The sequence below is a fragment of the Aeromicrobium sp. CF3.5 genome (assembly GCF_051262695.1).
GTDB lineage: Bacteria > Actinomycetota > Actinomycetes > Propionibacteriales > Nocardioidaceae > Aeromicrobium.
The window spans coordinates 250,359-270,259 of sequence record NZ_JBIMEZ010000004.1 but is presented as its reverse complement, the minus strand read 5'-3'; the positions used below and the strand labels follow the sequence as shown (position 1 = coordinate 270,259).

At 68.7% G+C, this 19,901-nt stretch carries 19 protein-coding genes; 14 read left to right on the top strand and 5 right to left on the bottom strand.

Annotated features, from left to right (window positions below; translation table 11 throughout):
* Positions 1-43 precede the first annotated feature (43 nt).
* The 3 genes from ACHAA3_RS10205 to ACHAA3_RS10195 all read right to left on the bottom strand — a co-directional run bounded on the left by ACHAA3_RS10205 (position 44) and on the right by ACHAA3_RS10195 (position 4,684).
* Positions 44-748: a VOC family protein gene (locus ACHAA3_RS10205; RefSeq protein WP_435708892.1), complete on the bottom strand. Its 705-nt coding sequence runs from the start codon at positions 746-748 to the stop codon at positions 44-46.
* 22 nt (positions 749-770) lie between these two features.
* Complete coding sequence (ileS, locus tag ACHAA3_RS10200; RefSeq protein WP_435708891.1) at positions 771-4,043, bottom strand: isoleucine--tRNA ligase; 3,273 nt, start codon at positions 4,041-4,043, stop codon at positions 771-773.
* Between the two features lie 254 nt (positions 4,044-4,297).
* A complete protein-coding gene (locus ACHAA3_RS10195; protein ID WP_435708890.1) occupies positions 4,298-4,684 on the bottom strand; it encodes a DUF1398 family protein in 387 nt (128 codons plus the stop codon).
* Between the two features lie 22 nt (positions 4,685-4,706).
* On the opposite strand from ACHAA3_RS10195, the gene ACHAA3_RS10190 reads away from it, so the two are divergent.
* The 4 genes from ACHAA3_RS10190 (at position 4,707) to ACHAA3_RS10175 (ending at position 7,363) form a co-directional block, all read left to right on the top strand.
* On the top strand, positions 4,707-5,177 hold the full coding sequence (locus ACHAA3_RS10190) for a PaaI family thioesterase (protein ID WP_435708889.1): 471 nt from the start codon (positions 4,707-4,709) through the stop codon (positions 5,175-5,177).
* Between the two features lies 1 nt (position 5,178).
* On the top strand, positions 5,179-5,676 hold the full coding sequence (locus ACHAA3_RS10185; protein WP_435708888.1) for a DinB family protein: 498 nt from the start codon (positions 5,179-5,181) through the stop codon (positions 5,674-5,676).
* A complete protein-coding gene (locus ACHAA3_RS10180; protein ID WP_435708887.1) occupies positions 5,645-5,935 on the top strand; it encodes a hypothetical protein in 291 nt (96 codons plus the stop codon). The genes ACHAA3_RS10185 and ACHAA3_RS10180 overlap by 32 nt, the downstream gene beginning before the upstream one ends.
* A gap of 171 nt (positions 5,936-6,106) precedes the next feature.
* A complete protein-coding gene (locus ACHAA3_RS10175; RefSeq protein ID WP_435708886.1) occupies positions 6,107-7,363 on the top strand; it encodes a DUF222 domain-containing protein in 1,257 nt (418 codons plus the stop codon).
* 56 nt (positions 7,364-7,419) lie between these two features.
* On the opposite strand, the gene ACHAA3_RS10170 is transcribed toward ACHAA3_RS10175, so the two are convergent.
* The gene (locus tag ACHAA3_RS10170) at positions 7,420-8,922 is read right to left on the bottom strand and encodes an ATP-dependent DNA ligase (RefSeq protein ID WP_435708885.1); all 1,503 of its coding nucleotides are present in this window, start codon (positions 8,920-8,922) and stop codon (positions 7,420-7,422) included.
* Positions 8,923-9,007: 85 nt separating this feature from the next.
* Between ACHAA3_RS10170 and ACHAA3_RS10165 the strand changes: the two genes are divergently transcribed.
* From ACHAA3_RS10165 to ACHAA3_RS10145, 5 genes are read left to right on the top strand one after another with little or no spacing between them, the layout of a single operon-like run.
* Complete coding sequence (locus ACHAA3_RS10165) at positions 9,008-9,730, top strand: NUDIX hydrolase (RefSeq protein ID WP_435708884.1); 723 nt, start codon at positions 9,008-9,010, stop codon at positions 9,728-9,730.
* Positions 9,727-10,992 carry a quinolinate synthase NadA gene (gene nadA, locus ACHAA3_RS10160; protein ID WP_435708883.1) on the top strand — a complete coding sequence of 422 codons (1,266 nt, stop codon included), beginning with the start codon at positions 9,727-9,729 and terminating at the stop codon, positions 10,990-10,992. The genes ACHAA3_RS10165 and nadA overlap by 4 nt, the downstream gene beginning before the upstream one ends.
* 24 nt (positions 10,993-11,016) lie before the next feature.
* The gene (nadB, locus tag ACHAA3_RS10155) at positions 11,017-12,570 is read left to right on the top strand and encodes an L-aspartate oxidase (RefSeq protein ID WP_435708882.1); all 1,554 of its coding nucleotides are present in this window, start codon (positions 11,017-11,019) and stop codon (positions 12,568-12,570) included.
* The gene (gene nadC / locus ACHAA3_RS10150) at positions 12,563-13,405 is read left to right on the top strand and encodes a carboxylating nicotinate-nucleotide diphosphorylase (protein ID WP_435708881.1); all 843 of its coding nucleotides are present in this window, start codon (positions 12,563-12,565) and stop codon (positions 13,403-13,405) included. Before nadB ends, nadC begins: the two co-directional genes overlap by 8 nt.
* A gap of 7 nt (positions 13,406-13,412) precedes the next feature.
* A complete protein-coding gene (locus ACHAA3_RS10145; protein ID WP_435708880.1) occupies positions 13,413-14,522 on the top strand; it encodes a cysteine desulfurase family protein in 1,110 nt (369 codons plus the stop codon).
* A gap of 273 nt (positions 14,523-14,795) precedes the next feature.
* Here ACHAA3_RS10145 and ACHAA3_RS10140 read toward each other — a convergent pair whose 3' ends face one another.
* The gene (locus tag ACHAA3_RS10140; RefSeq protein ID WP_435708879.1) at positions 14,796-14,918 is read right to left on the bottom strand and encodes a hypothetical protein; all 123 of its coding nucleotides are present in this window, start codon (positions 14,916-14,918) and stop codon (positions 14,796-14,798) included.
* A 35-nt stretch (positions 14,919-14,953) separates the two neighbouring features.
* Here ACHAA3_RS10140 and ACHAA3_RS10135 point away from each other — a divergent pair, with 35 nt between their 5' ends.
* The 5 genes from ACHAA3_RS10135 (at position 14,954) to ACHAA3_RS10115 (ending at position 19,900) form a co-directional block, all read left to right on the top strand.
* Positions 14,954-15,982: a bacterial transcriptional activator domain-containing protein gene (locus tag ACHAA3_RS10135; RefSeq protein WP_435708920.1), complete on the top strand. Its 1,029-nt coding sequence runs from the start codon at positions 14,954-14,956 to the stop codon at positions 15,980-15,982.
* Between the two features lie 35 nt (positions 15,983-16,017).
* Positions 16,018-16,551, top strand: coding sequence for a hypothetical protein (locus ACHAA3_RS10130; protein ID WP_435708878.1), 534 nt, complete (start codon positions 16,018-16,020; stop codon positions 16,549-16,551).
* 83 nt (positions 16,552-16,634) lie between these two features.
* Positions 16,635-17,831 (top strand): cysteine desulfurase family protein, encoded by a 1,197-nt coding sequence (locus tag ACHAA3_RS10125; RefSeq protein WP_435708877.1) that lies wholly within the window; start codon positions 16,635-16,637, stop codon positions 17,829-17,831.
* A 3-nt stretch (positions 17,832-17,834) separates the two neighbouring features.
* Entirely contained in the window at positions 17,835-18,929 is a 1,095-nt protein-coding gene (gene mnmA, locus ACHAA3_RS10120) for a tRNA 2-thiouridine(34) synthase MnmA (RefSeq protein WP_435708876.1), read from the top strand.
* Positions 18,929-19,900 (top strand): methionine synthase, encoded by a 972-nt coding sequence (locus ACHAA3_RS10115; RefSeq protein ID WP_435708875.1) that lies wholly within the window; start codon positions 18,929-18,931, stop codon positions 19,898-19,900. The genes mnmA and ACHAA3_RS10115 overlap by 1 nt, the downstream gene beginning before the upstream one ends.
* The last annotated feature ends 1 nt before the right edge of the window (position 19,901 follow it).

Below are 19,901 nucleotides of genomic sequence, written 5' to 3'. Positions count from 1 at the left end.
TGGAACGAAACTGTTTCGTTCCATCAGAGAGTACGACTTCGTTTCATCGTTGTGCAAGTCCGAACTGGTTGCCCTCCGGATCGGCCAGCACGACCTCGGAGATCCCGGAGGCGCGATGCGTGGCGCCCAGCGCGACGAGGCGATCGATCTCGGGAGCCAGGTCGTCGGCGGGCACGGCGAGGTCGAATCGCTGGCGCAGGGGGCCGATGAGGGGCGTGACCGGCCTTCCTCCCCACGCCACCTTGGTGCCACCCTCCGGTGACTGGATCGCAGTCTCGCCGTCCTGGTCCCACACCAGCGGCCAACCGAGTGCCGCGCTCCAGAACGTGCCCACCGCACGGCTGCCGTCGCACGCGACCTCGCCGAGCAGACCGGTTCCGGCGAGGTAGGAGTTCCCCGGCTCGATCACGCAGAAGGGGTGCCCGTCGGGAGCAGCCAGCACCACGTGTCCCTCGTCGTCCAGCTGCCCGACATCGACCGGTGAGGCGCCGCACGCGACCGCCCGGTCGACCACGTGCTGCTGCGACGGTGCGGCAGCGCTCGTGACGTGCAGGTGGACGTCGCGGTTTCCTGCGATCACCGTCGACGGGTCGGTCACGAACCGGAGGCCGACCTGGGTGGTGTCGCCGGGCAGGAGGAGCCCGCCGTCGTGCTCACGAGCCTCCCGCCCGAGCAGCTGGGCCCAGAAGTTCGCTGCCACTCGGGCGTCGGGCACATCGAAGGTCACGGCTGCGAGTCGCACGGTCATGGACCCGACGTTAGGGCGCGGATCAGGCCTTGGCCAGTGACACCACGGCCCGTTCGCCGTCGGCCACCTCGACCGGCTGGCCGCCCACGGAGGCGTCGACCGTCAGGGTCGCGAGCGTCTCGCCGGCGATCAGGTCGGCGTGCGTCGTCGCCGCGGCCACGACGGCGTCGCTGCCGCCGATCACCAGCGTGATGCGGTCCGAGACGTCCAGGCCCGATTCGCGGCGGGCCTGCTGCACGCCGCGCACCAGGTCGCGGGCCAGCCCCTCGGCGGCGAGCTCGGCCGTGACCTCGGTCGAGAGCGCCACGAAGCCGCCCGCAGGCATCAGTGCCACCTCGGCCCCGTCGGCGGACTCGGCCACCTGCTCCAGGGTGTACTCGCCCTCGACCAGCGTGAGCCCGCCGGAGGTGACGGTGACGTCGCCCGCATCATCGGTGTGCACCGACCAGTCGCCGGACTTGGAGCCCTTGATCGCGGTCTGCACGTCCTTGCCCAGGCGAGGACCGGCAGCCCGCGCGTTGACTGTCAGCCTGCTGCTCAGGCCGTAGGCCCGCGCCTCCTCGGACGTGACGTCCACGAATCGCACGGCCTTGACGTTGAGCTCGCCGGCGACGATGCCGGCGAACGGTGACAACAGATCCGGCTCCGCCACGGCGACCAGCAACGACGCCAGCGGCAGGCGCGTCCTCAGACCCGAGGCCTTGCGGATCGACGATCCGGTCGAGCAGATCTCGCGGACCTGGTCCATGCCGACGACCAGCGCGTCGTCGTGAGGCAGGCTCTCGGCGGTCGGCCAGTCGGTCAGGTGCACCGACCGCCCCCCGGTCAGTCCGCGCCAGATCTCCTCGGTGGTCAGCGGCAGCAGGGGAGCGGTGAGCCGGCACACCGTCTCGAGCACCGTGAACAGGGTGTCGAACGGCTGACGCGTGTGCTCGTCCGCCGGGTTTCCGTCGGCCAGCCAGAACCGGTCGCGCGAACGACGGATGTACCAGTTGGTCAGCACGTCGAGGAACTCGCGCGTCGTCTCGCACGCGTCGGCGACGGCGTAGGTGTCCATCTGGGTAGTCATGTCGTCGACGAAGCGACCTAGCTTGCCCAGGATGTAGCGATCCACCGGGTCGCTCGGGTCGGTGATCGTTCGCGCCTCGAAATCCCGCCCTGATCCAGCACTGCCGGCGAGATTCGCGTAGAGGCTGAAGAAGTACCAGCTGTTCCACAGCGGGATCATCACCTGGCGGACGCTGTCGCGGATGCCCTGCTCGGTCACGACGAGGTTGCCGCCGCGCAGGATCGGCGAGGCCATCAGGAACCAGCGCATCGCGTCGGCGCCGTCGCGGTCGAAGACCTCCGAGACGTCGGGGTAGTTGCGCAGCGACTTGCTCATCTTGTTGCCGTCCGAGCCCAGCACGATGCCGTGGCTGATGCACGCCTCGAACGCAGGCTTGTCGAACAAGGCGGTCGACAGGATGTGCAGCGTGTAGAACCAGCCACGGGTCTGGCCGATGTACTCCACGATGAAGTCGCCGGGGAAGTGCGCCTGCCCGTTCTGGCCCTCGAACCACTCGCGGTTCTCGAACGGGTAGTGCACCTGGGCGTATGGCATGGAGCCGGAGTCGAACCACACGTCGAGCACGTCGCTGACGCGGCGCATCATGGACTGTCCGGTGGGGTCGTCCGGATTGGGGCGGACCAGCTCGTCGACGTACGGACGGTGCAAGTCGGGCTCGCCGTCGTTGGTGGGCAGGCGACCGAAGTCGGCCTCGATCTGTTCGAACGAGCCGTACACGTCGATGCGCGGGTAGGCCGGGTCGTCGCTCTTCCACACCGGCACGGGCGAGCCCCAGAACCGGTTGCGGGTGATCGACCAGTCGCGGGCGTTCTCCAGCCACTTGCCGAACTGGCCGTCCTTGATGTGTCCGGGCACCCACTCGATCGTCTGGTTCAGCTCGAGCATGCGCGCCTTGATCGCGGTGACCTCGACGAACCACGACGAGACGCCCTTGTAGATCAGCGGCTCGCGGCAGCGCCAGCAGTGCGGATAGGAGTGGTCGTAGGTCTCGCGGCGCAGCAGCACGGTGCCCGCGGTGACGGCGCTGCTCGCCCGGTCCTCGGGGGATGCCTTGAGGTCGTCGATGATCTGCGCATTGGCGTCGAAGACCTGCATGCCCTCGTAGTGGGTGACCGGCGCGGTGAACCGGCCGTCCTTGCCCACAGGCATGACGGCCTCGATGCCCTCGCGGTCGGTGACCTCCTTGTCGACCTCACCGAAGGCGCCGGCGCTGTGCACCAGGCCGGTGCCGTCGGTGGTGGTGACGGCGTCGTCAGCGGCCACGACGCGGAACGCATTCTCGTGACCCTCGAAATAGGTGAAGGCCGGGGTGTACGTCAGCCCCAGCAGGTCGGCGCCCGTGCCGCTCCAGACGAGCTCGGGATCGTCGCCCAGCTCGCGGGCGTACGCCGACAGGCGTGCCTCGGCGAAGATCAGCCGGTCCGGACCGACCATCACGTAGTCGATGTCGGTGCCGACCATGACCGCGAGGTTGCTCGGCAGGGTCCACGGGGTCGTGGTCCAGATCATCAGCTTGGCACCGGAGAGCTCGCCGGGCGTGTTGATCTCGAAGCCGACCGTGACCGCCGGGTCCTGTCGGTTCTGGTAGACGTCGTCGTCCATGCGCAGCTCGTGGTTCGACAACGGCGTCTCGTCGTTCCAGCAGTACGGCAGCACGCGGAAGCCCTCGTAGATGAGGCCCTTGTCGTGCAGCTGCTTGAACGCCCACATCACCGACTCCATGTAGTCGGGGTTCATGGTGCGGTAGTCGTTATCGAAGTCGACCCAGCGTGCCTGGCGGGTGACGTAGTCGCGCCACTCGCCGGTGTACTTCATGACCGACTCGCGGCAGGCCTCGTTGAACTTGTCGATACCCATCTCGACGATCTCGTCGGTCGTCTTGATGCCGTTGAGGCGCATGGCCTCCAGCTCGGCGGGCAGGCCGTGGGTGTCCCAGCCGAAGCGGCGCTCGACGCGGCGGCCGCGCATGGTCTGGAAGCGCGGCACGACGTCCTTGACGTATCCGGTCAGCAGGTGACCGTAGTGCGGCAGGCCGTTGGCGAACGGGGGACCGTCGTAGAAGACGAACTCGTTCTCGCCGTTGGGTCCCCCGTCGCGCTGATCGATGCTGGCGCGGAAGGTGTCATCGGTGGCCCAGAAGTCGAGGACGCGCTCCTCGATCTCGGGGAAGCGAGGGCTCGAGGGAACGCCGCTACCCGAAGGGTCGGTGCGGGGGTATGAGGTCATCGCTGGCTCCGTCGTCTCGTCTCTGGGACGAGGACGACACCCGATCGCCGGGAGCCGCGGTACCACCTCGATTGCCGCCCGACGTGCGGGCGACCACTTCGTGAAGGCGATGACGGACCCATCCGTCCGGTTCTACTGAGGACCCGTGGTGCGGTCCCGTTCTTCCGGCTGCTCGCCGCTGATGACGGCTCGAACGCTGTGGAGCAGATCGTACCGGGGTCAGTTGCTGAAGCCGAAGGAGGTGTAGCGGCCTTTCAGGTGAGCTGCTCGATCAACAGGTTGCCGCCAGTGGTGTCGCAATAGGCCATGGTCAACGCGGCGGTGTCGACCGACCACCGTTCCACCCCGCAGCGGGCCAGTGCCGACGACATCTGTGTGTAGTCCAGCGCGCCGAGCTCGACCTGCGCCATGACGGCATGGAACGCCTCGGGGTCGGCGGACTCGGCGATCTCGAACCGGTCGTGGTGCGGGGGCCCCACGAGGTCAGTGCCCTCGACGGTCCGGTACTCGGTGTGGCCGTCGATGACGAACGAGTCGTAGTGGGTGACGCCGAGCGCGGCGAGAGCACGCACGTAGTCGACCAGCAGCTCGGCGGTGCCGAGGCGCGCGTGCACGTCGTCGATCTGCTGCAGCGACACCATCGGTCGACGGTACCGTCGAGTGGTGCCTCCATTCTCCCGAGACCAGACCCCCGAACAGCTGCGCCAGGGCATCAACTCCTGGCCGACGTTCGCGACCCAGGAGATCGAGGTCCTCGAGATCGCCGACGACTGGAGCCGCGCGGTCATCCGCCTCGACCTCACCGAGGACAACTCCAACTACTTCGGCACCGCGTTCGGAGGGTCGCTGTTCAGCATGATCGACCCGTTCGTGGTGATTCTGCTGGCCAACCAGATGGGCGAGGACTTCACGGTGTGGGACAAGGTCGTCGAGATCGACTTCGTGCGACCCGGCGCGGGCCCGGTCACGGCAATCGTCGAGATGCCGGCCAATGTGGTCGAGGAGGTACGCGCTGCCACCGCCCACGGCGAGAAGCTGCTGCGCTGGTTCGAGGTTCCGCTCCTGGCGGAAGACGGCTCGGTCGTCGCGGTCCAGCGCCGCCAGATCTACGTGCGCAAGCGTCGGGACGCCTGAGATGGCCGACCCGGTGCTCCGTGGTGAGCTCGCCGTGCTGACGGACTACCTGCAGCACTTTCACGAGACCTTCGAGCAGCTGTGCTCCGACCTCGACGCCGAGCAGCTGGCCCGCCGGGCGGTGCCTCCCTCGACGCTGTCCCTGCTCGGACTGCTGCGCCACCTCGCCTTCGCCGAGGAGCACTGGTGGCGGCGCGTCATGGACCGACAGGTCGACCTGCCGAAGCTGTGGGGCAAGGACGAGCGCCGGGACGCCGACTTCGACGACGCGGTCGCCGACGACCGGATGGTCGCCGAGGCGTGGGGGACATGGCGGTCCCAGGTGGCGTTCGGACGCAGCTGGGTCGAGTCGGCGCCGTCCCTCGACGTCACCGGTCAGGTGCACGGCCAGGACATTGAGCTGAGGGAAGTGCTGGTGCACCTGATTGACGAGTACGCCCGCCATTGCGGCCACGCCGATCTGCTGCGTGAGTGCATCGACGGACGCACGGGGCACTGAGATGGCCGAGCAGTCCGAGATCTTCGTGCCCGCTGCGGCGGCTCTGCCCATCATCGAGGCGCGGCTGGCGGCTGGCTGGAGGGTGCTCGCGGTGGCGGGCTTCCGCGTCAAGCGCGGAGACAGCACGCCGGACCCGGCGTTGGTGCTCGAGTTCGGTCCCGAAGGCACGACCGAGGTCGAGGCAGTCACGTCGGTGGTGAGCTCGTGGCCCGCCGGCGCCGACCTGTTCACCCAGGTGCGATTCGTGCCCCGTGCGTGAATGCCGCGGGTGCCTTCGCTGATCTGAGCAGATCTGAATGGAAACCTGTTGCCGACGGGCGGAACCTCTCAGTCTCGCAGGTGCCTCGGACACAGGTTCAAGTTCGCTAAATTACTGGAACCGCAGTAAATGTTGCTTGCAATAGAACACGTGTTCGAGTACGATAGGGGCATGAATCCGGAGCCCACCATCGACGCGATGCGCCAGGCCGCGCACGCGCTACGAACCGGTGATGCCCGTGATCGTGCCCGGGCCATCCAGGTCGCAACCGATGCCCTCGACGCGGCCAAAGCCGTGGCGCTGTCCGAGCTGGAGATCAGCCGCGATCACGAGCTCGACGGAGCCTCGACGCTGAACACATGGGTCCGCAACGAGCTGCGTCTGAACGCCGGCCAGGCCACCGCGCTGGTCCGTAACATCACCGCGCTCGATGAGCTGCCATTGGTTGCTGAAGCAGCCGTGGCAGGTCGGATCAGCGCGGCGCACGTTCGAGTGTTCGTCTACGGCATCAAGCACGTCGGCCTGGCCAAGATGCGTGAGTTCGAGGACCTGTTCGTCGCTGTGGCGCTGGAGAGTGACCCGGCTGATCTGTTCGAGGCCGTCAAACACCTCAAAGACGTCGTGCATCCCGAGGACCTTGATGATGCCTGGGAGAAGGGCATGGACAAAGAAGACTTCCAGGTCAATGCCGTTCCTGACGGTTGGCACGTGAATGGGTTCCTGGGCACCACCACCGGCGCGAAGTTGAAGAAGGTCATCGACTCGGTCTCTGCACCCCGCGATGCCGACGACACCCGCACCGGTGCGCAGCGCCGGGTCCAGGGCCTCGACGACCTGCTGTCCAGCATCTTGGCTAATGGGTTGCCATCGGACAAGGGCGTCAAACCCCACATGTCGGTCTTCGTCGACGCCGAAACACTGCAGGCGGCTGCCGAGCACGTCAAGCAGGCCACCGAGAACCCCGGCTTCGTCCCCGAGCCCATGCCACCAGTCGAACCCGCCAGGCTCGCCGGCCATGGTGCGATCGGCCCGAACCTGCTCATGTACTTCCTGTGCATCAGTGACTTCACCGCCTTCCTCATGAAAGAGGGAGACGGTGACCGACAGGCGCAAGTCCTCAACGCCGGGCGCGATCGCTACCAGCCCAATCAGCTGCAACGCCGCTCGGTCATCGCCCGACAAGAAGGCGTGTGTGCGGCTCCGGGCTGCAGGCACACCCACCTTGAGATCCACCACGTCATCTGGTGGTCGCTGGGTGGCAAGACTGACCTGGACCAGCTCGTTGGACTCTGCACCCGCTGCCACCACCTCCTGCACCGCGGCCGGCTCCACATCACCGGCAACGCCACCGACGGCTTCCGATTCACCAACAGGTCCGGACGTCCGCTGCGTCGACGGCGAAGAGTCAGCTTCACCCGAGCCGCCTGACTACCCCAGTCCGGCGGCCCACCGGCACGCCCACCACTCGACCTGCCGGATCACATTCACAACATCTGACGAATCGACTCGATCATGTCGGTCTCGGCCGGGGTCTTGTCGTCGCGATAGCGGATGACCCGAGCGAAACGCAGGGCGACGCCGCCGGGGTAGCGAGTGGAGCGCTGCACGCCGTCGATCGCGATCTCGACGACCTGTTCAGGCCGCACGTGCACGACGTGGTCGGTGCGCGAGGTCTCGAGCTCGAGGAAGCGCTCGGTCTGCCAGGCGAGCGTCTCGTCGGTCATGCCCTTGAACGTCTTGCCGAGCATCACGAAGCCATCCTCCGAGCGAGCGCCGAGGTGGATGTTGGACAGCTTCCCCGTGCGCCGGCCCGAGCCCCACTCGACGGCCAGCACCACGAGGTCGAGCGTGTGCACCGGCTTGACCTTGATCCAGGCCGCTCCGCGCCGACCTGCGGCGTACGACGCGGTGAGGTCCTTGACGACGACGCCCTCGTGGCCGGACTCGACGGCCTGTCGGGCGAACGACTCGGCCTCGGTCGGGTCCGACGTCACCAGTCGGCGGACCAGATGGGCCGGCGACGCGACCGACTCCAACGCTGCGTGGCGCTCGGCGCCGGGGGAGTCGACCAGATCGCGGCCGTCGAGGTGCAGCAGATCGAAGAAGAACGGAGTGATGAGGGTCCCGGTCGACTGCGCCGTGCGCGACGCCGTCTCCTGGAAGGGTCGGGGCCGACCGTCCGGGCCGATCGCCAGCACCTCGCCGTCGAGCACGGCGTCGGTGGCGGGCAGAGCACGCACGATCTCGACGACCTCGGGCAGCCGGGCGGTGATGTCGTCGAGCGAACGGGTGGCCAGGACGACGTCGTCGCCCCGCTTGTGCGCCTGGAAGCGGATGCCGTCGAGCTTGGTGTCGATGGCGACCTCTCCATCGATCTTGACCATGGCCTCAGCGACGGTGGGGGCCGAGGACGCGAGCATGGGCTGAATGGGGCGCCCGACCTCGAGCACGAACTCGGCCAGCGCCGGTTCGCCGCCGGTCAGCGCCGCGGTCGCCACTGCGACGCTGGAACCGGCCATCATCGCGGCCCGGCGAACCGCTGCGAGGGGCACTCCACCTGCGGCCGCGAGCCCTTCCTGCACCAGCGAGTCGAGCGCGCCCTGGCGGACCTCGCCGGTGACCAGCCCGCGCAGCCAGCGCTGTTCCTCGGCGGTGGCGCGCGCGAACAGCTCGGTCGTGGCGTCGGCTCGTGCCTGCTGCGATCCCGGGCCGGACAGGGCAGCCATGCGCTCGAACGCCTCGTGCGTCTCGAGCACGCTCAGGCTGGCGGACGACGCAGGATCGGGCAGGGTCTGCAGCGATCGCCAGCCCAGGCCGGTGCGCCGCTGGCGCAGGGAGCCGGCGAGGTAGGAGACCACCGTCGCGATCTCGTCCGGCTCAGCGTCCGTCAGTCGTGACAGCAAGGCGCCGAGCGCGACCGTCTTGGCCTTGCGTGAGCGGGTCGCGCCCACCTCGTCGGAGGTCGTGACCACGTCTGCCAGCTGCATGGGTCCATCGTCTCTCAGTTCCGCCTTAGTGTTGACGTGACCCTAAGGTGGGGTTAGTGTCGGATGGACACGAAGGAGGCGCGCCATGACGATGACACCAGCAGCAGTCGACCAGCGGATCTCGCTGGCGGTCTCCACGGTCGTGTTCGCCCTGCGTCCGCATCCCTCCACGGGCGACCTGACCCTCTGGCTGCCCCTGGTGCGACGGATTCGTGAACCGTTCGAGGGATCGTGGGCCCTGCCCGGCGGACCCCTCGAGCCGCACGAGGATCTCACCGGCTCGGCACGCCACACGCTGGAGGACACCACCGACCTGCAGCCCCGGCACCTCGAGCAGCTGTACTCCTTCGGAGCGGTCGACCGGTACCCGGCCGCCGAGGCCGACCAGCGTGTCGTCTCGATCGTGTACTGGGCGCTGGTGCGGCCCGACGAGATCGCACAGGCCATCGCCAAGGCCGAGTCCGCCAATGCGGATCAGGGTGGTGAGAACGTCCAGTGGTTCGTCGCCGACGAAGCCCCCCAGCTCGCCTTCGACCACAACACGATCCTCACTCACGCCCTGCAGCGGCTGCGCGCCAAGATCACCTACTCGCCGATCGCGTACGCGTTCTGCAACGACGAGTTCACCCTCGCCGAGCTGCGCGAGGTGCACGAAGCCGTGCGGTGCGTGCAGATCGACCCCGCCAACTTCCGTCGCCAGGTGCTCGCCACGGGCGCCGTCGAACCCACCGGTGCCTGTGTGCAGGGCACCAGCCACCGACCTCCCGCGCTGTACCGACGCACCACTCTCACCGAGGAGTCCTCATGACTGCATCTGTCAACGACCTCGTCGTCGCCGCCCCCAGCCAGACCTGTGACGTCGAGCTGACCAAGGGCCCCTGGGAGTTCGACACGGTCCCGGGCTACGGACCGGGCTGCTCAGAGGACGACGTCATCCCCGAGCCGGTCGTGCGTCCCGGCCAGCTGCCCGTCGAGTACCAGAAGATGGACGATGCCGACCTGCACGCGCGGATTCGCGCTGCCAAGCAGACCCTGGGCGACAAGCTGGTCATCCTCGGTCACTTCTACCAGCGCGACGAGGTCGTGCAGTACGCCGATTTCGTCGGCGACTCGTTCCAGCTGGCCAATGCGGCGCTGACCAAGCCCGACGCCGAGACCATCGTGTTCTGCGGCGTGCACTTCATGGCCGAGACCGCCAACATCCTCGCTCGGCCCGAGCAGCACGTCATCCTGCCGAACCTCGCCGCTGGCTGCTCCATGGCCGACATGGCCGACGAGGACTCGGTCGAGGACTGCTGGGAGCAGCTCGAGGCGGTCTACGGACCACTCGACGAGCTCGACGCCGACGGCAAGCAGCCGGTCATCCCGGTCACCTACATGAACTCTTCGGCGGCACTCAAGGCGTTCTGCGGCCGCCATGGCGGCATCGTGTGCACGTCCAGCAACGCCACCACGGTGCTGGAGTGGGCCTTCGAAAGGGGCCATCGCGTGCTGTTCTTCCCCGACCAGCACCTGGGCCGCAACACGGCCAAGGCCATGGGAATCAGCCTCGACGACATGCCGACCTGGAATCCTCGCAAGCCTCTCGGTGGCCACACCGAGGCCGAGCTGTCCAGCGCCAAGGTGCTGCTGTGGAACGGCTTCTGCTCGGTGCACAAGCGATTCACCGTCGCCCAGATCAAGCAGGCCCGCATCGACCACCCCGACGTCAAGGTGATCGTCCACCCCGAGAGCCCCATGCCGGTGGTCGACGCCGCCGATGCGGCCGGCTCCACCGACGCGATCAAGAAGTTCGTCGAGGCCTCCAGCCCCGGCGACACCATCGCGATCGGCACCGAGATCAACATGGTCAATCGGCTGGCGGCGCAGTACCCCGACCGCACGATCTTCTGCCTCGACCCGGTGGTCTGCCCCTGCTCGACGATGTATCGCATCCACCCCGGCTACCTCGCCTGGACGCTCGACAATCTCGTCGCCGGTGAGGTCGTCAACGAGATCATCGTCCCCGACGACATCGCCACCCACGCCAAGGTCGCGCTCGAGCGGATGCTCGCCGCGCTTCCCCGATGACAATCACCGAGTGAGGCAGGACCGATGAACAGCATCATCGTGGTCGGCAGTGGTGTGGCCGGCATGACGGCGGCCCTCGACGCCGTCGAGGCGGGCCTGCAGGTCACCGTCATCAGCAAGGCGGACCTCGCCGAGAGCAACACGCGCTACGCCCAGGGCGGAGTGGCCGTGGTCATCGACGCCATGGTCGACCCGGGGGCGCCCCGGCTGGGCGACTCCGTCGAGTCGCACGTCACCGACACCCTCACGGCGGGCGCGGGCCTCAGCGACCCCGACACGGTGCAGGTCCTGTGCGCCGAAGGACCGGGGGCCATCGACGAGCTGATCGCCCGCGGGGTCGCGTTCGACCGTCACGACGGCCAGCTGTCGCACGGCCTGGAGGCCGCACACTCCTACCAGCGGATCCTGCATGCCGGCGGCGACGCCACCGGTGCCGCGATCGCCTACGCGCTGATCGACCGCCTCCACGAGAGCAGTGCGAAGGTTCTCGAACGAACGACCGTCGTGGATCTGGTGGTCGAGGACGGCAACTGCGTCGGGGTCAGGTTGCTGGACGGATCGAAGGTCGGGGCCGATGCCGTGGTGCTGGCGACCGGCGGGGCCGGACAGCTGTTCCCGTACTCCACCAACCCCGAGGTGGCCACGGCCGACGGCATCGCCATGGGCCTGCGCGCCGGTGCAGTCGCGTCGGATCTGGAGTTCTACCAGTTCCACCCCACGTCCCTGAGCGCCCCGGGCAATTTCCTGGTCTCCGAGGCCGTGCGTGGCGAGGGCGCCCACCTGATCGACGCCGAGGGTCGCCGCTTCATGCTCGACCTCCACCCCGATGCCGAGCTGGCGCCGCGTGATGTCGTCGCCCGGGCGATCGCGCAGACGATGAAGTCGCAGAACGGTGCGCCGGTCCGTCTGGACGCCACCCACCTGGGCGCGGAGTTCCTCGCCACGCGGTTCCCCAACATCGACGCGGCCTGCCGGGCCCAAGGATTCGACTGGGGCGTCGAGCCGGTCCCCGTCACCCCCGCAGCGCACTACTACATGGGTGGTCTGCGCACCGACGAGTGGGGCCGCACCTCGGTGCGAGGCCTCTACGCCGTCGGCGAGGTGGCCTGCAACGGCCTGCAGGGCGCCAATCGGCTCGCCTCCAACTCGCTGTTGGAGGGTGCGGTCTATGGCGCTCGCGTCATCGAGGGTCTGCTCGATCCTGCCCCCGCGCAGCCATTCGGCGACGACTGGATCGAGCCGTCCGTCGCGCTCGATCTTGCGGACCCGGTCGACGGCCGCGAGGTCAACCGGTCAGACCTGCAGCAGCTGATGTGGGACGCCGCCGGGCTCGCGCGCACCGAGGTTGATCTGCAGCAGGCGGCCGCCGAGCTTGCCACGTGGCGAGCCGGGGCGGTCAGCGATGCCAAGTCTGCCGAGGACGCGAATCTGTTGATCGTCGCGCGCGCCGTCGTGGCCAGTGCCCTGGCTCGTCGCGAATCCCGCGGCGGCCACTTCCGCACCGACCATCCCGACACCGATCCGGCGCAGGCCCGCCACTCGGCCGTTCACCACTCAGGAGTGATGGCACGTGCTTGATTTCCGTGACATCGAACGCATCGTCGACCTGGCCCTGGCCGAGGACGCGCCCTTCGGCGACATCACCAGCCAGACCGTCGTGCCGCCCGGCGCGGTGGCCGACGCTCGGTTGGTCGCCCGCGAGCCGGGGGTGTTCTCCGGCGCCGACGTGTACCGGGTGGCGATGACTCGCCTCGACCCGTTCGTCGAGGTGACGCTCCACGTCTTCGACGGCGACCGGTTCTCCGCCGGCGACGTGCTGGCCGACGTGGTCGGTCCGGCCCGCGCGGTGCTGCAGGCCGAGCGGATCGGCCTGAACCTGGTGCAGCGCATGTGCGCGATCGCCACGCTCACGGCGCAGTACGTCGCGGCCGTGGGCGACCACCCGGCGAGGGTCGTCGACACCCGCAAGACCACCCCCGGGCTGCGGTCGCTCGAGCGTCACGCGGTGCGGTGCGGTGGCGGCCACAACCACCGGTACTCGCTGTCCGATGCCGTGATGATCAAGGACAACCACCTGGCCGTGATGGGCGATGTCACCACGTCGCTGCAGGCTGCCGCGCAGCAGCTGCCGCACACCACGCACCTCGAGGTCGAGGTCGACCGCCTCGACCAGATCGACGCGGTGCTCGCATCCGGGGTGGTCGACACGATCATGTTCGACAACTTCAGCCTCGTCGACCTGCGCGCCGGCGTCGCCCAGATCGACGGTCGGTCGTTGGTCGAGGCCAGCGGGGGAGTGAACCTGCAGACCATTGCGGGCATCGCCGCCACCGGCGTGGACCTCATCAGCGTCGGCGCGCTGACCCACAGCGTCCCCGTGCTCGACCTCGGGCTCGACATCCGGGTCTCGTGAGATCGGTGTGATCTACCTCGACGAGGCGGCCACGACGCCGGTCAAGCGCCAGGTCATGGAGGCCATGTGGCCCTACCTCGGGCCGCAGTTCGGCAATCCGTCGAGCCACCACGAGGTCGGCGAGGCGGCCCTGGCCGGACTCGACCGGGCGCGCGCCGACGTCGCGACCGTGCTGGGTGCCAGGTCATCGGAGATCACCTTCACCTCAGGTGGCACCGAGTCCGACAACACGGCCGTCAAGGGAATCGCCCTGGCCGCCGGGCCCGAACGTCGGCACGTGATCGTGTCGGCGATCGAGCACCCGGCGGTGCTGGAGTCAGCCGCCTGGCTGGGCCGCATCGGCTTCGAGATCACGACGCTGCCGGTCGACCACGAAGGGTTGGTGCGCCCCGACGACCTTGCTGCGGCCCTCCGGGACGACACGGCGCTGGTCAGCATCCAGCACGCCAGCAACGAGGTCGGCACGATCCAGCCGATCGCGGCGCTGGCGGCAGCGTGTGCGGACAGAGGCGTCCCGCTGCACACCGATGCGGTGCAGACGGCCGGCTGGCTCGATCTCGACGTCGCGCGCCTGGGCGTGCAGGCGCTGAGCATCTCCGGGCACAAGATCGGCGCCCCCAAGGGTGTGGGGGTGCTGTGGGTGTCGCGCCGCACGCCGTTCGAGCCGCTGATCCACGGGGGAGGGCAGGAGGGTGGTCACCGATCGGGGACCGAGAACGTCGCGGCGGCCGTCGGCATGGCTGCCGCGTTGAGGCTCGCGAGTGGTTCAAACGACGACGTCGTGGCCCAGCGGGACGTGTTCATCAGTCGTGTCCTGGAGCAGGTTACGGGCGCCGAGCTGACCGGCCACCCCACCGAGCGACTGCCCGGCAGTGCGTCGTTCGTCTTCCCTGGACGCAGCGGCGAGTCGATCCTGCTCGACCTCGAGCGTCGCGGTGTCGTCTGCTCCAGCGGCTCAGCGTGTGCTGCCGGTAGCGATGACCCCAGCCATGTGCTGACCGCCATGGACTATCCGGAGGAGGTCGCGCAGACCGCGGTCCGCTTCACCTTCGGCCGGGGCATCACCGCTGAACGGCTCGACGAGGTCGTCGCGCACCTTGCCGCCGCGACCCGATGACGCGATCGCCATGCTCCCGACGGGGCCTCGGGGCTGCTGTCCGAGTCGGTCCTTGACGTTGGCAAGTCCGAAGTGACTTCGTAGCTGGCGTGCCCCGTCTGGTCGCGGTCCAGAAGCAGCGCGAGATCGCAGCGTCGGCAACTCAATCGGGGTTGCGCTGCTGGCCGTGTGACGTTGCGAGCCAATGTGTTGCGCTAGCGTCTCGGCGGCGCTGATGGCGATCCGAGCTTCTCGATGTCGATCTCGACCTTGGTCACGGTGAGGCCCCTCCGATCAGTAGTTGTGGCGGTGCACCCAGGCGCGGGGCCAGGAGATACCGCGCCAGGCGATGGGGGTGGCGATCGCGTCGAGGGGGGAGCCGAGTCCGCTGTGGACGTTGTCGCCGCAGGTACGCACAGCGATGCGAGGATGCTTCCAGCGGTGTCGCCGTGATGAGCTCGGAGGACGAGCGCCAGTTCGCTCGAGCCGTCATCGCCCGCGTGCTGGAGTCCCATGCGCGCTCGGAGATCACCGCTGGACGCACGCCCCCGGACCAGTCCGAGGAGGCCGAGCTCGCCTACGGCATCCACGCTGCCCTGTACGGTGTCGGTCTCGACGACGAGGGCAGCGACGTCATGCTCGACCTGGAAGCCGCTGGCGGCATCGTGTCGATCGGTGGCGACTCGACGGCCGCCGGTGAGGTGGCCGCAGCACTCGCCATCCAGTGCGCCACGAGCCCGTGGTCCGGTGACGTCCAGGTCACCGCAGCCGATCTGCCCGAAGGCCTCGACGAGGTCGGCGACGACCGGATCCGCCTGGTGACCGGTCTGGGCGGCGAGCTGGACCGGTTCGAGCAGGAGATCGGCGCTCTGCGCGCCGACGTCCTCACCGGTCGGATGAGCCGTCACGGACGCGTCACCTCGCACGTCCTGGTGGCTGGCAGCGAACCCGACGACGCAGTGGCGCAGCGGCTGGCCTCGTTGGTGGGCGCCGGCCGTCAGGCGCTTGCCGAAGAGGTGGTGTGCGACTGGGACGTCGTCTGCACGTTGCTGCAGCGATCGCGGCGGGCCTCGACCCCCCGCGACGAGACCGATGCGCTCTCACGGGCGCTCGGGCTGGTGCGCGGTGAGGCGTTCACGGCGGTCCCCGAAGGCCGGTACGGCTGGGTCGCGCGCGACGACATGCCACGCACCATGTCGCGCGTGCTGGTCGACGCCGCCAAACGCCTCTGCGACCTGAACGACGACGATCCGGGCCGCGCCGCGTCGGCGGCGCAGGCGGGCCTGCTAATCTGCCCCGGCAGCCAGCCGTTGTGGCGTGAGCTGATTCGAGCCAGCTATGCCGAGAATGGTCCTGCTGGCATCCACCGCACGCTCGACCAGATGAGCACGGCACTGCAGGGCATCGCGCTGGAGGCTGAGACCGAGGCGCTGGTCGAGGAGCTGCTCCCCGACACCAGCTCCATGCCGAGCAGCGGCTGAGGAGTAGACCGTACGCCGACTACGACCGGAGAAACATGAAGACCACCAGACGACCCGCTGCGCCGCGGTGCGCGGCACTGCTGTTCGTTGCCGCGGTGGGCCTGTCGGCGTGCAGCGGCGACGAGCCGGAATCAAGCACCCCAGTGCCGTCTGCGGCCCCGTCGGAACCGAGCGCGGAAGAGATGGCCAGCGAGGTCCACGAGCAGTACTGGGACGCCTACATCCAGATGTCGAACTCCGGCGAGGTCGATCCAGCACTCTTCGAGGGTGTGGCGGATGGATCCGTCGTCGAGCTGGACCTCAAGCTGCTCGGCGACCAGGCGGAAGCCGGCGTCAGGAGAGTCGGAGAACCGCAGTTCGGGGAGTTCACGACAACGGTCGACGGCGACTCTGCCACGTCCGAGGTCTGTTACGACGAACGTCCCTGGGGAGCCACGAGCGATGGAACCACTGTGCCGGGATACGCCGAGGACTCGACTCCGGGTCTCATGAAGGCCACCTTGGCCGACCGTGACGGGAGCTGGATCGTCACTGATCTGGAGTTCACGGAGGACGCCTCATGCGCATGAGGTGAGGGTCGATCTGGGCTGACGGCTCGGCTGATCTCTCCTCGGTCGGCGACGCCGCACACCTCGGGCCTACCATGGAAAGAATGAACGACCTGCCCGTCGCGTACCTGGACCATGCGGCCACCACACCGATGCTCCCCGAGGCGATCGAGACCATGACCACCGAGCTCGGACGGCTCGGCAATGCCTCGTCCCTGCACACGTCGGGCCGTGCGGCACGCCGTGTGGTCGAGGAGTCGCGCGAGCTGATCGCGGAGCGGCTCGGGGCCCGTCCCAGCGAGGTCGTGTTCTGCTCGGGCGGCACCGAGGCGAACAACCTCGCGATCAAGGGTTTGTTCTGGGCACGTCGTGGCCAGGATCCGGTACGCAACCGTGTGCTGTTCAGCTCGATCGAGCACCACGCGCTGCTGGATCCGGTCACGTGGTTGGCCAAGCACGAGGGTGCGCAGGTCGACATGACCCCGGTCGACCGTCAGGGGCGGGTGCTGGTCGATGAGCTGCGCGACAGCGTGGCTGCCGATCCCGCCTCGGTGGCCGCGATCACCACCATGTGGGCCAACAACGAGATGGGCACCATCCAGCCCATCGACGACGTCGTGGCGATCGCCCGCGAGCACGGCATCTGGGTGCACAGCGACGCGGTCCAGGCCGCTGGGTACGTGCCGATCGACTTCGCCGCCCGGGGACTCGACGCCATGACGGTCACCGCTCACAAGCTCGGTGGCCCGGTCGGCGTGGGGGCGCTGGTGATGCGTCGCGAGATCGATGCAGTGCCGTTGCTGCACGGCGGTGGACAGGAGCGCGACGTGCGCTCCGGCACCATCGGCGTCGCCCTGATCGCAGCGTTCGCCCGCGCGGTCGACATCACCGTGGGCGGCCAGGCCGAGACTGTGGCCCGCGTCGAGGCCCTGCGGACCCGGTTGGTCGAGGGCATTGGCCGGATCGTGCCGGACTCCGTCGTCAACGGCGATCCCGAGCCCGGGTCCAACCACAGGCTCCCCAACATCGCCCACGTGACCTTTCCGGGCTGCGAGGGTGATGCGATGCTGATGCTGCTCGACGCCCAGGGCGTCGAGTGCTCCACCGGATCGGCGTGCGCTGCCGGGGTGCCGCAACCCAGCCACGTGCTGCTCGCGATGGGCTACGACGAGCAGGCTGCCCGTGGCTCCCTGCGATTCAGCCTCGGCCACACCAGCACCGAGGCCGACGTCGACCGGCTGCTGGCCGCGCTTCCCGCGGTGCACGAACGGGCCACCCGTGCCGCCCATGCGAGGTCCTGACTGATGAGGATCATTGCTGCGATGTCCGGGGGAGTGGACTCCGCCGTGGCGGCCGCCCGCGTGGTCGACGCCGGCCACGACGTGACGGGGGTGCATCTCGCGCTCAGCCGCAACCCCAAGTCGTACCGCTCCGGTGCCCGCGGTTGCTGCTCGATCGAGGACAGCAACGACGCGCGCCGAGCCGCCGACACCCTCGGCATCCCGTTCTACGTGTGGGACATGAGCGATGAGTTCGCCGACACCGTGGTCGACGACTTCATCGCCGAGTACGAGGCCGGTCGCACCCCCAACCCGTGCCTGCGGTGCAACGAGAAGATCAAGTTCGCCGCGGTGCTCGACCGGGCCCTGGCGCTGGGATTCGACGCCGTGGCCACCGGGCACTACGCGCAGCTGGAGACCGCAGTCGACGGCACGATCGAGATGCCCAGAATTGAATTGCACCGTGCCGAGGACATGGCCAAGGACCAGTCGTACGTGCTGGGCGTGCTGACGCAGGACCAGCTGGCGCACTCGCTGTTCCCGCTCGGCGACACCACCAAACCCGTCATCCGGGCCGAGGCCGAGCGCCGTGGTCTGCAGGTCGCCGCCAAGCCCGACAGTCACGACATCTGCTTCATCTCCGACGGCGACAACGCCGGCTGGCTGGCCGACAAGCTGGGCCCCAAGCCCGGCAGCATCGTCGACGAGTCCGGCGACGTGCTGCGCGAGCACGATGGCGCCTACGCCTTCACGATCGGGCAGCGGCGCGGGCTCAAGCTCGGCATCCCCGCCGACGACGGAAAGCCGCGGTTCGTGCTCGACATCGAGCCGGTCTCGGGCACTGTCACTGTCGGGTCGCGCGAGGCGCTGGCCGTCGACCACCTCAGCTGCATCAAGCCGCTGTGGTGCGGCGTCGCACCGATCGAACCGCTCGAGTGCTCGGTGCAGCTGCGTGCCCACGGTGACGAGCACCGCGCCGTGGTGGTCGCCGACGGTGACACCGTCGAGGTCGAGCTGCGCGATCCCGCCAGTGGCATCGCGCCCGGGCAGGCCTGCGTCATCTACGCCGGCACCCGCGTGGTCGGCTCCGCCACGATCAACTCCACGCGTCGCGCCTGATGGCCCGCGCCACCGGAATCGGCTCGATGCCCGGCACAGATTTTGTCGAGTCGCTGAAGATCGCCACCGAGGCAACCCCCGACCTGCCCTTCATCCCCGAGCTGCCGGCGCGCGGGCCGCACGCCGGCATGATCGGTCGCACCCTGGGTCTCATCACGGATCTGGGCGCCGACCTTCAACCCGACGGATGGCGCATCGGCGTGGGCGAGGGGCTGGACCAGCGGCGAGCCCGTTCCTTGCTGGCTCACGATCTCGACGTCGCCGAGGAGGCGCTGTCCGAGTACGTGGGCCCGCTCAAGGTGCAGGTGACGGGGCCGCTGACGTTGGCGGCGTCCGTCGAGCGTCCGCGCGGCGACAAGATGTTGGCCGACCACGGCGCACGCCGCGAGCTGGCGGGGGTGCTGGCCGGGGGGCTCGCGACCCACGTGGCGGATCTGCGACGCCGATTCCCGGCGGTCGATCTCCTCGTCCAGGTCGACGAGCCGGCGATTCGATTGGTCATGGAGGGACGGGTCCCCACCGCCTCGGGCTGGGCCACCCACCGCCGGGTCGATCCGCCGGAGGCTGATGACCTGCTGCGAGGGGTCGTCGAGGTCATCGTCGAGGGCGGTGCCACGCCGGTGCTGCACTCGTGTGGCCCCGAAGTCCCGGTCGAGCTGCTGCGTGGGCTCGGATTCTCTGCCCTGTCGTTCGACCTGTCCCTGGCGCGACCCGATGACGTGTGGGCCGAGGCCTTCGACGGCGGCATGGACCTGTGGATCGGCGTCCTGCCGATCGAGGGGGCGATGAGTGTCGTCAACGGCGCCGAGAAGGTGCGCGAGTTCGTGCACCGGCTCGGATTCTCGCCCGAGGCCGTCGCCGACCGACTGGTCGTCAGCACCGCGTGCGGGCTGGCCGCAGCGACTCCGAGCCGAGCACGTCAGCTGTTGATCGACTCACGCGAGCTGGCAGCACGCCTCGACCCGACCTGAG